The organism is Streptomyces sp. NPDC093510 (assembly GCF_040683555.1).
In the GTDB taxonomy this organism is placed as follows: Bacteria; Actinomycetota; Actinomycetes; order Streptomycetales; family Streptomycetaceae; genus Streptomyces.
This window is the reverse complement of the sequence record NZ_JBFBEE010000028.1, coordinates 1-14,058: the sequence shown is the minus strand read 5'-3', so window position 1 is coordinate 14,058 and position 14,058 is coordinate 1. Positions and strand designations below refer to the sequence as shown.

The 14,058-nt window shown below is 68.8% G+C and carries 13 protein-coding genes and 1 pseudogene; 2 read left to right on the top strand and 12 right to left on the bottom strand.

Annotated features, from left to right (window positions below; all coding sequences use genetic code 11):
* Positions 1-74: 74 nt before the first annotated feature.
* The 6 genes from AB0N81_RS33875 to AB0N81_RS33850 form a co-directional block, all read right to left on the bottom strand.
* A complete protein-coding gene (locus AB0N81_RS33875) occupies positions 75-992 on the bottom strand; it encodes a hypothetical protein (RefSeq protein ID WP_365365220.1) in 918 nt (305 codons plus the stop codon).
* Between the two features lie 80 nt (positions 993-1,072).
* Positions 1,073-2,332, bottom strand: coding sequence for an enoyl-CoA hydratase/isomerase family protein (locus AB0N81_RS33870; protein ID WP_365365218.1), 1,260 nt, complete (start codon positions 2,330-2,332; stop codon positions 1,073-1,075).
* A 1-nt stretch (position 2,333) separates the two neighbouring features.
* A complete protein-coding gene (locus tag AB0N81_RS33865; protein ID WP_365365216.1) occupies positions 2,334-2,636 on the bottom strand; it encodes a hypothetical protein in 303 nt (100 codons plus the stop codon).
* A gap of 46 nt (positions 2,637-2,682) precedes the next feature.
* A complete protein-coding gene (locus tag AB0N81_RS33860) occupies positions 2,683-3,720 on the bottom strand; it encodes a hypothetical protein (RefSeq protein WP_365365214.1) in 1,038 nt (345 codons plus the stop codon).
* Positions 3,717-4,385 (bottom strand): hypothetical protein, encoded by a 669-nt coding sequence (locus tag AB0N81_RS33855; RefSeq protein ID WP_365365212.1) that lies wholly within the window; start codon positions 4,383-4,385, stop codon positions 3,717-3,719. Before AB0N81_RS33855 ends, AB0N81_RS33860 begins: the two co-directional genes overlap by 4 nt.
* Positions 4,386-4,708: 323 nt before the next feature.
* Positions 4,709-5,728 carry an SGNH/GDSL hydrolase family protein gene (locus AB0N81_RS33850; protein WP_365365210.1) on the bottom strand — a complete coding sequence of 340 codons (1,020 nt, stop codon included), beginning with the start codon at positions 5,726-5,728 and terminating at the stop codon, positions 4,709-4,711.
* Between the two features lie 164 nt (positions 5,729-5,892).
* Between AB0N81_RS33850 and AB0N81_RS33845 the strand changes: the two genes are divergently transcribed.
* The gene (locus AB0N81_RS33845) at positions 5,893-7,284 is read left to right on the top strand and encodes a cystathionine beta-synthase (RefSeq protein WP_365365208.1); all 1,392 of its coding nucleotides are present in this window, start codon (positions 5,893-5,895) and stop codon (positions 7,282-7,284) included.
* A 593-nt stretch (positions 7,285-7,877) separates the two neighbouring features.
* Here the strand turns inward: AB0N81_RS33845 and AB0N81_RS33840 are convergent.
* Positions 7,878-8,722 (bottom strand): annotated as a pseudogene (locus AB0N81_RS33840) (helix-turn-helix transcriptional regulator).
* 205 nt (positions 8,723-8,927) lie between these two features.
* Between AB0N81_RS33840 and AB0N81_RS33835 the strand changes: the two are divergent.
* A complete protein-coding gene (locus AB0N81_RS33835; protein WP_365365206.1) occupies positions 8,928-9,689 on the top strand; it encodes an SDR family oxidoreductase in 762 nt (253 codons plus the stop codon).
* Positions 9,690-9,732: 43 nt separating this feature from the next.
* Here AB0N81_RS33835 and AB0N81_RS33830 read toward each other — a convergent pair whose 3' ends face one another.
* The 5 genes from AB0N81_RS33830 to AB0N81_RS33810 are packed head-to-tail and all read right to left on the bottom strand — an operon-like array spanning position 9,733 to position 13,900.
* Positions 9,733-10,152 carry a hypothetical protein gene (locus AB0N81_RS33830; RefSeq protein WP_365365204.1) on the bottom strand — a complete coding sequence of 140 codons (420 nt, stop codon included), beginning with the start codon at positions 10,150-10,152 and terminating at the stop codon, positions 9,733-9,735.
* A gap of 6 nt (positions 10,153-10,158) precedes the next feature.
* Positions 10,159-11,592, bottom strand: a complete 1,434-nt coding sequence (locus tag AB0N81_RS33825; RefSeq protein ID WP_365365202.1) for a cytosine permease — start codon at positions 11,590-11,592, stop codon at positions 10,159-10,161.
* Between the two features lie 21 nt (positions 11,593-11,613).
* The gene (locus tag AB0N81_RS33820; RefSeq protein ID WP_365365200.1) at positions 11,614-12,555 is read right to left on the bottom strand and encodes an ABC transporter substrate-binding protein; all 942 of its coding nucleotides are present in this window, start codon (positions 12,553-12,555) and stop codon (positions 11,614-11,616) included.
* A 21-nt stretch (positions 12,556-12,576) separates the two neighbouring features.
* Positions 12,577-13,248, bottom strand: a complete 672-nt coding sequence (locus AB0N81_RS33815) for an ABC transporter permease (RefSeq protein WP_365365198.1) — start codon at positions 13,246-13,248, stop codon at positions 12,577-12,579.
* 1 nt (position 13,249) lies between these two features.
* On the bottom strand, positions 13,250-13,900 hold the full coding sequence (locus AB0N81_RS33810; RefSeq protein ID WP_365365196.1) for an ABC transporter permease: 651 nt from the start codon (positions 13,898-13,900) through the stop codon (positions 13,250-13,252).
* Between the last annotated feature and the right edge of the window lie 158 nt (positions 13,901-14,058).

Sequence of the window (14,058 nt, the reverse complement as noted above, 5' to 3'; positions counted from 1 at the left end):
GGAGCAAGCCTTCGCTTTGCCGACTGGCCCCGGAACCAAACCAGTTGGGGAGCGCCGGGAGCTTGGTGCTGCATTCAGAAGTCATCTGGGTGCTGCGCTGTGACTTCAACCTCGACGCCTGAGGAGTCCATGATTATTTCGAGTTCCGAGGCGCCGAAGAACGAGTCGTATCTGCTCAGCGGCAGGATCTCGACCCTGTAGTGACCACAAGAGCGACGAGTGATGATGGGGGGCCCTGCATCCGGTGCCTCGGTCTGTGCTGACATGAGGAAGTCGTCGACGGTGCTCAGCTGTTCCGGCGACAGGGAACCCAGTGGGATCAGTTCAGGCGGGCGGATCAGGTGCCGGGTGAGTTCCGGCCGCGAGAGGGCCCGCAGCCTGCACCAAGAGCCATCGGTGAAGAGAATCTTGACGTCGCTTTCCTGATGGAAATTCCGCGGCTCAACCTTGCTGATGGCCGACCGAGGGATTTGCCACAGAACTTCGTCCTCAATCACCTTCCTGTCCTTTTTCAGAACAGGAAGGCCAACGATGACGATACGACGGTCAGTGACGATTGCATGCGTGCGGTAGTGCTCCTTGTCGGGAGCGCGGGCCGGGTCCAGCTGCCAGGGCAGAGTACGGGCGATGGTGCCAGGAGCAGCCCACATGACGGGGAAGTCCTCGACTTCGTCGGCGCGATCCGTGGGCCTCTCCGTGCCGGCTTTGGCGGAGGAAGGTCCACTGCCTCCGCCACCGGTGAGGACGCCCATGATGACGGCGCCCAAGGCGAGGACCCCGCCTTTGCCGATATTCCGCGCAAGTGAGTTGCCCGCCGAACGAGCCGTGTATATGGGGCCTTCCGGCCAGCCCGGAAGCTCGTTCTGGATGTCGTTGCGCTCGGTATCACGGAACCAGCGCATGCCGGAGACAGGCATGGCTTCGCCCGTCGCGAAGCTGACCGGAGTGCGAGCCAGAAGGGTCTCGCCGAGTTCAGGCTGCCAGATATGCATGTCTGTCTTCCTGCGCTTGATTCAGGTCCTTTGTCATACGTACTCGTCATTCACATGCCCTGGCACTCCGAGTCGGACGCTCAGTTACCGGAGGCCGATTTCTCGAATTGGTCTCCAGGGAAGAGAGCGTCTCCCACGTGCTGATGAATGCTTGTGACCTTGGGGAAGATCTTCAGCCCCGCGTCCATGGCGATACCGGCTTTCAACGGATCGATGTTCACTCCCGGGATCATGTTGGCTCCCTTTGAGCCGATCCACTGGCCTGAGTGATAGCCCATGTTGGCGATGCCTCCCATGCGCGTCATCGTGCCACTGGTCGCATGTGCGACCTCGTAGACATTCTTGGCCGTGCCGCCGAGTACCACTTTGTTGGGCAGTAGTGGGATCCCACCTGTGACCTTCGTCGCCTCTTCCTTGGTGGCCAGCAGCAGGCGAGAGGTCCCGATCCTGGTCGACTCGAACCCCTTGCCGAGCGCGAGGGCCTTGGTGGCGGCTGGTCCCTTGCCGATCACCTTGACCCCCTTGCTGAACGCTCCGATCCCAGGAATGAGCCCCATCGCATCGAGCCCCATCTGTACCCAACTCACATCTGCCCCGCCCATCTTGGCGAGCCCATGAGCCCCCAGCGCGAGGCCGCTCGTGATGAGTGCTGCCGTGCCGAAGACCGCGGACAGTGGCGGGAAGGGGAGCGTGACGATGGCCAGGAGGGCCAGGACCGCCGTCAGGTCGCTCAGGAGGTCGCCGATGAGTTTGATCAGGTCGGCGTGGTCCTTGAGCCACTTGCCCGTGGCGTCCCAGGCGTCCTTGACGCCCTTGGTGAGCTTGTCCCAGAAGCCGGGCTCGTCCGGGGCGATGTCGCCCGCCTTGTCGAGTTCCTTGCTGATCGCTCCGGCCGCCTTGGCGTAGCGGTCCTCCAGGTCGCGGACCTGGGCGATGACCCCGTCGACGTCGCCCGACGCCTTGGCCGACTCCTTGCTGTCGGGCTTCGCCTCCGAGCGGGCGTCGAGTTTCTCCCCGGCCTTCTTCTCGAGGCGGTCGGCCTCGTCCTGGAAGTCCTTGAGTTCCCTGGCCCACCGGTGCAGCGCGCGCGACGCCTTGTCGAAGGATTCGTGGCTCTTGCGGATGAGCGGGGTGACGTCCTCGCCGATGTACTCGGTGAACGCGAGTGCCGCCTTGCCCTTCCAGGCGCCGCACTCGATGCGTTCCAGGTCCCGGACCGCGGCGCCCAGTTCACCCGCGAGTCCGCCGAGTTTCTTCGCCAAGTCGCGGGTGTCCTCGACGCTGCCGGGGGTGGGGTCCCAGCCTATGTTCGGGAGCGCGGGGCGCTTGGTGCCGCTCACGCTACTTGCTCTTCTTCTTGGCGGACTTGAGAGATTCGGCGAGGGCCTGGTCCAGTTTGCTGAACTCCTCGTCGATCTTGTTGATCATCTTGACGGCGCCCTCGGTGTGCTTGCCGAGCTGCTTGACGCCGTAACCCCATTCGTCGGCGAACTCGTGCACGTCCTCGATGAGTTTCCCGGCCCCGACGACCGAGCCGTCGGTGTTCTTGAGGGTTCTGCGCGCGGCGTCCATGCGGTCGCTGACCGAGGAGAAGGTCTTCTTGAGGTCCTCGAAGACCGTCCCGTCGAGGCGAAGGTCGCTCATGTCGGTGTCCGGATTCCCTGTGTGGTCGTCGTGGTCGGGGTCGTGGTCAGCGGTTGACGGACTGGATCTCGCGTACGACGACGTCCTGCGTCGTACCGAACTCACCGGGTGGCAGTTCGCCGCCTGGTTCAGTGGTGCTCTTCCAGGTCACCCGCCAGGTGATGGTGGCCCCGAGTTCGTACGGGGCGTCGCCGGAAGAGCGCAGATAGCGCACGCCGCACGGCGGGTCCGTGTCCCCCGGGGTGCCCTTGGCACGGGGCTTGCCGATCCGGCCGTCGTTCCCGATCGGGCACTCGCCGGATGACGGGTACGTCTCGGCATCCGCAGTCCCCGGGGCGAGCTTCAGGGAGACGGGCTCGGCGGTCGTCGTCGCGGAGAGGCCCGTCCCGGGCAGGCTCGCGGTCACCGAGATCTTCTTGAACCTGGCCTTGTCCAACCACACCCAGGTCGGCAGATTGACCTTCGTCTCGCCCTCGGGTGCCATCTCGATCTCCGTGTCGGGGACCGTGATCTGGCCGTAGGCGTATTCGGCGAGGATTCTGGGGGAAACCGCGAGCGGCTCTTTGGGCGGCTCGCCCTTGGGCACCCAGAACGGCAGCCTGTCGCAGGCCTGGGCCGCTGGTTCGTCCTTGCGCTTCTCGTCGACCGCCGCCGCCCAGAACTGACCCTCGCCCTGCTTGTCGAGGTTGTAGTTCTTGTAGGGGTGGCCCTCCTTGAAGTACGAATCAAAGATCCCGCCGACAAACTCACCGATGCTGAGGACTTCGATCTGCCGGATCGCCTTGACCGTGGCCTGGATCCCCTTCGGGGTGTACGCCGGTTCGTACCAGCAAGCGGGCGGATCCCAGTCGCTGTTGGCGGGGGTGAGCGTGCCGGTCTTCGCCGACTTGGGACTGCCTTCGACCGTCGTCCGGACCTTCGTCTCTACGCCGAGGTTCTTGTCCTGGCGGGTGGCCGTGGTCTGCTGCGCCTCCTTCCGCTCACCCGTGGTCTTGCCTCCGCCGGCGTACGCGGCGCAGGGAGTCGAAGCGATGGTGAAGGCCAGGGAGGTGATCACCCAGTGGCTCGGACGCAGCCGAGTCACTTCATGCACTTCTTGGTCGCCTCTTCGACATACGTGACAGATTCTGTCTGCCAGACACCCTTGGCGTTCTTCTTCAACCGTGTGTTGTAGAAGCCGTAATCGTCCGCCGACTCCGGGATGGACCGGTCGACCTTTCCGGTCTTGAGGTCCTTGGGGTACGTCTTGGTGCTGTCTTGGCAGTACGCAACCGCTGCGACGCCTTCCTTGAGGAAGGTGACCTGACGGTCGTAGTAGCGGGTGGTCCCGATGAAGCTCTTGCCCTCCTTGCTGAAGCTCTGGATGTAGTCAGCAGCCGTGAGCAGGGCTTCGCCGGAGGAGTAGAACTTCAGTGCCGGGTGCGTCTTCGCGTCGACCGTGATCGCTTCATCGATCGAGTTGATCCGACGCTCGTTGTCGGCAAGCACCGCATCCTTCTTCGGATCCCCGGTCTTGCCCCCCTCAAAGACGTTCTTCACGTCCTTCGGCAGCTTGATCTCCGGGCGGTCGAGCCCGTCATCAGACGCCTTCGGAGACGGCGACTCCTTCTTCTTGCCACCTGAGTCCGAGTCAGCGCCCGCGATCTTGTTGTCCTTGGAGTCGCCGTCACTCCCTCCGCACGCCGAGAGCAGGAGGACCGCTGCAGCAGTCATGGCGGCCGCTGCGAGCAGGGTGGGGCGGCGGTTCACGGTCAGCTCCTGAGGGGGAGAGGGTTCTCTGGAGTGAACCAAGCTATCCAGGAGGGGTGGGGGACACCAGCGGCAGGGTCGCCGGGGGAGGGCGTAAATCGGCGCATAACGGGGGAGTTTGAAACGCTTTTGCTCACTCTTGGCTCGTATGCGTCGCTCACCGCTATGAGGTGAGAAGCGGGTGGCCGTCTCGGAGAGCAAATTCGGGCACGGGTCGGGCTACGGGGGGCAGGAGGGGCCGCTCCTCCCGCCTCTTGCGCAGCTCGACCCGTTGGGCACAAGGCGGCCCGCCGTACCGGACGCGCCATTTCGGAGCCGGAGGATCAGTGGGGAAGGGGGGACGGCTCCGGGGTGTGGATGCGGCGGCGGCGTCGGCGTTTGAGGAGGGCCCACGGGCCGCGGGGGCCTGTCGGCATCGCCGCCGTGACTTCCGTGCCGCCCTCCGACGCCGCCTGAGCCGCCGCCCTTGCCACCGGCAGGAAGCCCTCGCGCCGCGAGACGTCGGGACGCTCCTCCTCGGGCCACAGGCCCAGCGCCGCGCACAGCGTGGGAAGGACCGCCATCGCCGCCGTCGCGTACCCCTCCGCGGAGGGGTGGTAGCGGTCGGGGCCGAACAGTTCCCGCGGGTGCGCCGCGAACTCGGGACCGAGCAGATCACCCAGCGACACCGTCCGCCCGCCCTGCTCCACCACCCCGATCGTCTGCGCCGCGGCCAGCTGCCGCGAGACGCGCCGGGCCATCCACCGCAGGGGCTGGTAGACATTCTCGACCGTGCCCAGGTCGGGGCAGGTGCCGACGACGACCTCCGCACCGGCCGTACGGAGCCTGCGCACCGCGGCGGAGAGATGCCGCACCGAGCGGGTCGGCGGCATCCGGTGCGTCACGTCGTTCGCGCCGATCATGACGACGCAGACGTCCGGCACCCACTCCGGGTCCGAGAGGATCAGCGTCACCTGCCGGTCCAGGTCGTCCGACTGGGCGCCGGGCAGCGCCACGTTCCGCAGGTCGACGGGGAGCTCGGCGACCGCAGCGAGCCCGGAGGCGAGCAGCGCCGCCGGAGTCTGCCTCGCCCGGTGCACACCCTGTCCCGCGGCCGTGGAGTCCCCGAGCATCGCGAACCGTACCGGTTCGGGGGAGTCGGAACCGGCGGGGCCGACGAACGGCCCGCCGTAGCGGCCGTCGGCCCGCGGTGGATCGGCCGGCCCGCCGTTGCCCACGTTCCGCTTCGCCAGTTGCACCTCGGCGAGCACGACGCCCACCGTGGCGGCCCCGAGCAGCCCGATGCCTCCTCCGCCGTACGCCGCGCCCGCGGCGATCCGCCGTGCCACCCTCGCCCTCGACATGCCCTGCAGCCACCTCCTCGTGCCGTACCGGTTCGTACGGCCGTACATCCACTCATTGCCCCGTAAGCACGGTCGGCCAATCGCGAGCGGAGGTGAACGGATGAGACGGACCCTTAGGCTGACCGCACCAATTCGTCGCACTACATCGCAGCCCGGAGACAACGGTGCAATTCCACGACTCGATGATCAGCCTCGTCGGCAACACCCCGCTCGTGAGGCTCAACAATGTGACCGCGGGCATCCAGGCGACCGTCCTGGCCAAGGTCGAGTACTTCAACCCCGGCGGATCCGTGAAGGACCGCATCGCGCTGCGCATGATCGAGGCGGCCGAGCAGAGCGGGGAGCTGAAGCCCGGCGGCACCATCGTCGAGCCCACCTCCGGCAACACCGGGGTCGGTCTCGCCATCGTGGCCCAGCAGAAGGGCTACAAGTGCATCTTCGTCTGCCCCGACAAGGTGTCCCTCGACAAGATCAACGTGCTGCGCGCGTACGGCGCCGATGTGGTCGTCTGCCCGACCGCCGTCGACCCCGAGCACCCGGATTCGTACTACAACGTCTCCGACCGGCTCGTACGCGAGACGCCCGGTGCCTGGAAGCCCGACCAGTACAGCAACCCGAACAACCCCCTCTCCCACTACCACTCGACCGGCCCCGAGCTGTGGGAGCAGACGGAGGGGAAGATCACCCATTTCGTGACGGGCATCGGGACCGGCGGCACCATCTCCGGGACCGGCGGATACCTGAAGGAGATCTCGAAGGGCGCGGTCACCGTCGTCGGCGCCGACCCCGAGGGGTCCGTGTACTCCGGCGGCTCCGGGCGGCCCTACCTCGTCGAGGGCGTCGGTGAGGACTTCTGGCCGACGGCGTACGACCGCAACGTCACCGACGAGATCATCGCCGTGTCCGACAAGGACTCCTTCCAGATGACCCGGCGCCTCGCCAAGGAGGAGGGGCTGCTCGTCGGCGGCTCCTGCGGCATGGCCGTCGTGGCGGCGCTGCGGGTCGCGGAGCGGCTCGGCCCGGACGACGTCGTGGTCGTCCTGCTCCCGGACAGCGGGCGCGGCTACATGAGCAAGATCTTCAGCGACGAGTGGATGAACGACTACGGCTTCTTGGAGGAGGCCGGCGACCAGCCGCGCGTCAGCGACGTGCTGAGCCGCAAGGAGGGCGGCGAGCTGCCCTCGCTGGTCCACATGCACCCCGAGGAGACGGTCGGGGAGGCGATCGAGGTCCTTCGCGAGTACGGCGTCTCGCAGATGCCGATCGTCAAGCCGGGCGCGGGCCACCCCGACGTGATGGCCGCCGAGGTCATCGGCTCGGTCGTGGAGCGGGAGCTGCTCGACGCGCTCTTCACGCAGCGCGCCTCGCTCTCCGACCCGCTGGAGAAGCACATGTCGGACCCGCTGCCGCAGGTCGGCTCCGGTGAGCCGGTCGCGGACCTGATGTCGGTGCTCGGCGGCGCGGACGCGGCGATCGTCCTGGTCGAGGGCAAGCCGACCGGTGTGGTGAGCCGTCAGGACCTCCTCGCGTTCCTCGCGGAGCAGCAGGCGCAGTAGTGAGGTGAACGGCGGTGGGGCGGGTGCGCGGGTGCGCGGGTGAACTTCGCGGAAGCGGTACGAGCGCGTCATGTGCGCGCAGCACACGCTTAACACGGCTCCGGCACATTGGTGGTTGTCGGCGTCGAGGACTTCCGGAGCGGCTCCCGGATCCGCGGACGCCCGGACGTGGTCCGGCCTGACCCGGCCCGCGTCCCTCGCGGGGATCGCCGTCGTCCCGCCCCCTGGGTTACCCGGGGGTGCGGCGGTCCCCGCGATGACGCAGGGGTCTACCTCGTGCCTTCTCCGTCGCGCCTTCTGCCTCGTGTTCTTTCTGCGGGCCGGTGGGGGCTGGGCGCGCAGTTCCCCGCGCCCCTGGGGGGGGTGTGCCTCGTGTCTTCTCTGCGGGCTCGCGGTGGCTGGTCGCGCAGTTCCTCGCGCCCCTGGGGGGCGTGCCTCGTGTTCTTTCTGCGGGATCGCGGTGGCTGGGCGCGCAGTTCCTCGCGCCCCTGGAACGGCACCTTCGGCGGGGCGGCAGGGTGGGCTGCTCAGGGGCGCGGGGAACTGCGCGGTCAGCCCCCACCGGCCCGCAGCGTGGACGAAACCCGTTCCGCTCAGGGCCGCGCGGCCCGAGGGGGCGCTGTCCAGCTGCCCAGGAGTGACAGGCGGTCCGCGCTCACCGAGTCGGGCTCCGGCGTGTAGACGACCAGGAGTTGGTCGGGGTCGCCGGGCAGGGTCAGGGTTTCGTAGGGGAGGGTCAGGTCGCCCACCACCGGGTGGCTCATCCGCTTCACGCCGTGGGTCTTCTCCTTGACCTGGTGGTCCGCCCACAGGCGGCGGAAGTCCTCGCTCTTGACGGACAACTCGCCGACCAGCGCGCAGAGTTCCGCGTCGGACGGGTACCGCGCTGCGTCCAGGCGCAGATACGCGACCGTCTCCGCGGCCACCGACTCCCACTCCGGATAGCAGTCGCGCCCCGGCCCTTCGAGGAAGACCTGCCGGGGAATGTTGCGCTCGGCGGGGGTGAGGAGGGAGAAGCCGTTGAGGGCGTCGGCGAGGGCGTTCCAGGCGAGGACGTCCATGCGGCGGCCGAAGACGAACGCCGGCGCCCGGTCGATCGTGTCGAGCAGGAGCCGCAGCCCGGGGCGGACCCGCTGCTCCGTGCCGCTCCTGGCCCGGCGGGCTCGGGTCCCGGGCCGGGCCACGGCGCGCAGGTAGGCGTGCTCGGTGTCGTCCAGATGCAGCACGCGGGCGATCGCGTCGAGCACGGCGTCGGACACGGAGGGGCCGCGGCCCTGTTCGAGGCGGATGTAGTAGTCCACGCTCACGCCCGCCAGCTGCGCGACCTCCTCGCGCCGCAGCCCCGGCACGCGGCGCCGGCCGTACGAGGTGAGGCCCACGTCGGCGGGCTGTATGCGGCGCGCCGTGAGCGCAGGAAGTCTCCGAGGTCGCCGTCCATGCGCCCGATCCTAGGGCGGCGGCCGGCAGTGAGCCTGGTACTGCCGGACCCAGGAAAAGCACAGCCCTGGGTGGCGGGGAGCGGCCCGCGCAGAGTGAGTTCCCGGCGCCGGGAGGACCGGGGCCGGATCAGGGACCCGAAATCAAGGCCCAGAAATCAGGGCCCAGAAATCAGGGACCCGAAATCAGGGATCAGGAGAGAACCTGTGACTTACTACGCACTCGCGCAGCGCACCGCCCTCGTCACCGGTGCCGCCAGCGGTATCGGCGCGGCCACGGCCCGGCTGCTCGCCGCGCAGGGGGCGAGGGTCGTCCTCCTCGCCCGGCGGGCTGAGCGGCTCGACGAGTTGGCCGCAAGGATCGGGGCGGACGGCGGCCGGGCCCTCGCCGTCACCGCCGATGTCACCGACCAGGCGTCGGTGGACGCCGCCGCCGAGCGGGTCGCGGCGGCCTACGGACGCGTGGACCTGGTGGTGAACTCGGCGGGCGTCATGCTCGCGAACCCGGTCACGGAGGGCCGGACCGACGAGTGGCAGCGCATGCTGGACACGAACGTGGCGGGCGCGCTGCGGATCATCCGGGCCTTCACGCCGGATCTGACCGCGGTCGCCGAGGAGGGCGGCACGGCGGACCTGGTCAACATCTCGTCGATCGGCGCGCACATCCCGTTCACGAACTACGCGGTGTACGGGGCGACGAAGGCCGCGCTGACGTATCTGTCGGAGTGCCTGCGCACCGAGTTCGGCCCGCGCGATGTGCGCGTCACCAACATCGAGCCGGGCTTCACGGACACCGAGCTGCGCGGGCACATCGACAACGAGGAGCTGAGCGGGCAGCTGGAGGGCATGTTCGGCGAGGTCGGCTCGCTGGCGTCGGAGGACGTCGCGGATCTCATCGCGTACACGACGAGCCGCCCCCGGCACGTCAACCTGCGGCAGCTGATCGTGCTGCCCACGCGTCAGGCGTAGGCGTAGGCGTAGGCGTAGGCGTAGGCGGGGGCGGGGGCGGAGCTCAGTCGTCCCACTCCGACGGGCGTTCGTCGCGCCGCCGCCCGAAAGACGTCCCGCGCAGCGAGTGCACCGCGTTCACGCCCAGGATGCCGACCCAGGAGACGAAGAGGCCGGTGAGGCCCGCGCTGGCCGAGGCGATCGCGGAGAGCGGGATCGCGAGGACCAGCGAGATGACGCCGAAGCCGAAGCGCTCGCTCCAGGAGTCGACGGGGCTGCCGGGCGAGCGGGCGCCGCGGGCGACGACCATCTGCTGTTCGGCCAGGTGGCGGCGCATCCTGCGGTCGATCGTGCCGTCCAGGCGCTGCTCGATCTTGCCGAGGAACGAGTCGACCAAGGCGGCGTCGTACTCTTCGCCGAGCTCTCTGCGGGCATGCAGAGTGGCGTCGAGTTCCTTCTTGAGTTCGGCGTCACGGGCTTCCATAGTCGTTCACGTTACGGCGCCGGTGGTGTCGTCCGCGGTGGGGCTAACCCCCCTTTCCGCGCGGGGCCCACCCCCAGGGACGGGCGGGTTCCGCCTGGCCAGCGCCCAGTACAGCACCGCGGGCACCACGAGCCCCACGATCCACGAGATGTCGGCGCCGCCCAGCGGGTCGACGAGCGGGCCCGTGTAAAAGTGTGTGACGAGGAACGGCAGCTGGGCGAGGAGCCCCACGCCGTAGACGAGCAGCGCGTCCCAGCGCCAGGCGCCGTAGCGGCCGTGCGGGTCGAAGAGGGCGGGGATGTCGTACCGCTCGCGGGAGATCAGGTAGTAGTCGACCAGGTTGATCGCCGACCAGGGCGTGAAGAAGGTCAGCAGGAACAGCAGGAAGTCCTTGAAGGACGCCAGGAAGCTGTCCTTGCCGAGCAGGGCGACCGCCGTGCCCGCCACCATGATCACGGCGATGTACGCGGCCCGTCCGCGCGCCCCGAGGACCTTCTGGCCGCGGAAACCGCTGATGCTCGTGACCATCGACATGAAGCCGCCGTAGGTGTTGAGCACGTTGATGGTCAGCTTGCCGAGCGCGATCACGAAGTACAGGAAGGAGGCGATCAGGCCGGTGCCGCCGAGGCCGACGACGTAGCCGACCTGGTTGGCGAGGAAGGCGTCCCCCGCGCTCGCCGCCACCAGGACCCCGAACGTCATGGACCACTGCGAGCCGATCGCCGAACCCGACAGCGTCCACCAGAAGGTGGCCTTCCCCGAGGTCGTACGCGGCAGATAGCGCGAGTAGTCCGCCACGTACGGGCCGAAGGCGAGCTGCCAGGACGCCGAGAGGGAGACGGCGAGCAGGAACATCGGCAGGTCGAAGTGCGCGTCGCCGAACAGCGCGCCGACGTCCACGCGGTCGACCAGCCGGATGCCGAGGTAGACGAACGCGAGCGCGCAGATCACGCTCGCCACCCGGCCGAGCGCGTGGATGACGCGGTAGCCGACCGCCGCCATGACCGCGGTGACGGCGGCGAACAGGATGATGCCCGTCGTGTCGTTCGTGTGCGTCAGCTCGGCGGTGGCCTGTCCGGCGAGGACGCTGCCGCTCGCGAAGAACCCGACGTACATGAGGATGACGAGGAGCAGTGGGACGACCGCGCCCTTCACGCCGAACTGGGCGCGGGACTGGATCATCTGGGGCAGACCCAGTTTGGGGCCCTGCGCCGAGTGCAGCGCCATCACCGCGCCGCCCAGCAGATTGCCGAGGACGAGGCCGACGAGCGACCACACCACGTCGCCGCCGAAGACGACGGCGAGCGCGCCCGTCACGACCGCGGTGATCTGCAGATTGGCGCCGAGCCAGAGCGTGAACTGACTGAACGCGGTGCCGTGCCGTTCGTCGTCGGGGACGACGTCGATGGAGCGCCGCTCCACCAGGTCTTCAGCTGCCATGCCGATCGGATCCCCCTTCGGTTATGCGGACTTCTCCGTCAGTCCGTGGCGGGACGCCCAGTCGTCGGCGACGTCCTCCGGGTCCTTCTTGTCCTTGTCCACCAGGCGGTTGAGCTCGGTGAGCTGTGCGGTCGTCAGGAGGGCGCCCAGGCGGGCGAGCGCCTTGCGGACCGTCGAGTCGGCCTTGCGGTCGGCTATGAGCGGCACGATGTGCTGGCCGGGGACGAGGTTCTTGGGGTCGGTGAGGACGACCCACTTCTCGGCGGCGATGTCGGTGTCGGTGGTGAAGAGGTTCGCGACGTCGACGTCGCCCTTGCGCAGCGCGCCCTTCACCAGCGGCCCGGACGAGTCGAGGGACTTGAACTCCTTGAACTCGACTCCGTAGACGTCCTTGAGGCCGACCACGCCCACCGTGCGCTTCTTCACCTCGGCGGCGGCGCCGATGACCAGCTTGCCGTTGTGCTTCGCGAGGTCGGCGAGGGACTTGAGTCCGTACTCCTTCGCGGTGTCGCGCGTGACGACGAACGCGTCGGAGTCCTCGGCCCGCCCGTACGGGAGGATCTGCAGGCCGCGCGGGAGGCGCATGGCGAGGGCGTTCTGCATCTCGCCCTCCTCGGTGGCCTCCGCCTTGGGGTCCAGGTAGTGCAGGAGGGCGCCCTGGTACTCGGGCAGGAGGTCGATGTCGCCGCCCTTGAGGGCGGGGATGAGGATCTCGCGGGTGCCGAGGTTGGGCCGGACGTCCGCCTTCACGCCGGCCGCCCGGAGAGCGGCGGCGTAGAGGTACCCGAGCACCTGGTTCTCGGTGAAGTTGGCGGTGCCGATGGTGACGCCGCCCTTGCTGGAGCCACCGCCTCCGCCGCCGGAACCTCCCCCGTCCAGGGAGGTGATGCCGCCGCTGCAGGCGGCGAGCGCGGGGACGGAGGCGGTGGCGAGGAGTCCGCCGAGGAGGGTTCTGCGGTTCATGGATGGCATCTGGTGTTGCTCCTATGCCTGCGGGGCGGGACGGTGGCGGAAGAGGGCGCGCTGAAGGCCGGAGAGCGCCAGATCGAGTACGACGGCGACGAGGGCCACGAGCACGGCGCCGCCGAGCACCTGCACCAGGTCGCGCTGGGCGAGCCCGTCGAACACGTACCGGCCGAGGCCGCCGAAGGAGACGTACGCGGCGATGGTGGCCGTCGCGACGACCTGGATCAGGGCGAGCCGCAGCCCGGTCATGATCAGCGGCAGCGCGAGCGGCAACTCGACCTGGAACAGGACCTGGTGGGCGCGCATGCCCTGGCCGCGCGCCGCGTCCCGCACCTCGGGGTCGACGGCGGTCATGCCCGCGTAGGTATTGGTGACGATGGACGGGACCGCGAGCGCGACGAGCGCGATGTAGACGGGCCACATCGACAGCCCGCTGGCCAGGAAGACCAGGACGACGAGTCCGACGGTGGGCAGCGCCCGGCCGAAGGAGGCCAGGTTGATGGCGACGAAGGCGCCGCGCCCGGTGTGCCCGATGAGCAGGCCGAGCGGCAGCGCGATGGCGGCCGCGACGAGTGTCGCGACCAGCGAGTACTGGAGGTGTTCGGCGAGGCGGTGCCCGATGCCGTCGGGCCCGGTCCACTGCTCGCCGCTGACCAGCCAGGCGCCGAGGTCCTTGAAGAGTTCGTACATGTCAGGCGCTCCCGCGGCGTCGTCGGGTCCACGGCGTCAGGACGTACTGGAGGGTGACGAGCAGCGCGTCCGCGACGAGCGCGAGGAGCAGCGTCAGGACCACGCCGACGATCACCGGGGTGGGGAAGTTGCGCTGGAAGCCGTCCGTGAAGAGCTGTCCGAGACCGCCGTCGCCGATGTACGTCGCCACGGAGACGAGGGAGATCGACATGACCGTCGCGATCCGCACGCCCGCCATGATCACGGGGAGGGCGAGGGGGAGTTCGACGGTGAGGAGGGTGCGCAGGGGCCGGGTGCCCATGGCCTTCGCCGCTTCCTTCGTCTTCGCCGGGACGGAGTCCAGGCCCTCGACGGTGTTCCGCAGGAGCACGACGAGCGTGTAGATCGTCAGGCCGATGACGGTGGTGGTGCGGGTGAGCCCGCTGACCGGCAGGAGCAGGACGAAGACGGCGATGGACGGGATCGTGAACAGGACGTTCGAGAGCCCGAGGAGGAGTCCTCGCAGGGGGCGGACGCGGTGTGCGAGGACGGCGAGCGGGAGCGAGATCAGTAGCCCCAGCGCTACGGCTGTCAGGGCGGCCTGGAGGTGGGAGAGGGTGAGGGTGGTGAGGTCGTCGGTGTGGTCGGCTATCCACGACCAGTCGACGGTCATGGGGTGGGCTCCGCAGGGCTGACGGTCGGGTCGTTCGTCACCTGCGGCCCGGCGGGGGCTTGTCGCGCAGTTCCCCGCGCCCCTGACTTGTCCACCTTGCCCGGCGTCGCTGAGGGGGCCTCTTCCAGGGGCGACTCGGTGCCGGATGCGGGGGACGA

Coding starts and splice junctions, on each gene's coding strand:
- AB0N81_RS33875 (WP_365365220.1), bottom strand. CDS start 992: ATGCATATCTGGCAGCCTGAACTCGGCGAGACCCTTCTGGCTCGCACT.
- AB0N81_RS33865 (WP_365365216.1), bottom strand. CDS start 2,636: ATGAGCGACCTTCGCCTCGACGGGACGGTCTTCGAGGACCTCAAGAAG.
- AB0N81_RS33850 (WP_365365210.1), bottom strand. CDS start 5,728: ATGTCGAGGGCGAGGGTGGCACGGCGGATCGCCGCGGGCGCGGCGTAC.
- AB0N81_RS33830 (WP_365365204.1), bottom strand. CDS start 10,152: ATGGAAGCCCGTGACGCCGAACTCAAGAAGGAACTCGACGCCACTCTG.
- AB0N81_RS33825 (WP_365365202.1), bottom strand. CDS start 11,592: ATGGCAGCTGAAGACCTGGTGGAGCGGCGCTCCATCGACGTCGTCCCC.
- AB0N81_RS33820 (WP_365365200.1), bottom strand. CDS start 12,555: ATGAACCGCAGAACCCTCCTCGGCGGACTCCTCGCCACCGCCTCCGTC.
- AB0N81_RS33815 (WP_365365198.1), bottom strand. CDS start 13,248: ATGTACGAACTCTTCAAGGACCTCGGCGCCTGGCTGGTCAGCGGCGAG.
- AB0N81_RS33810 (WP_365365196.1), bottom strand. CDS start 13,900: ATGACCGTCGACTGGTCGTGGATAGCCGACCACACCGACGACCTCACC.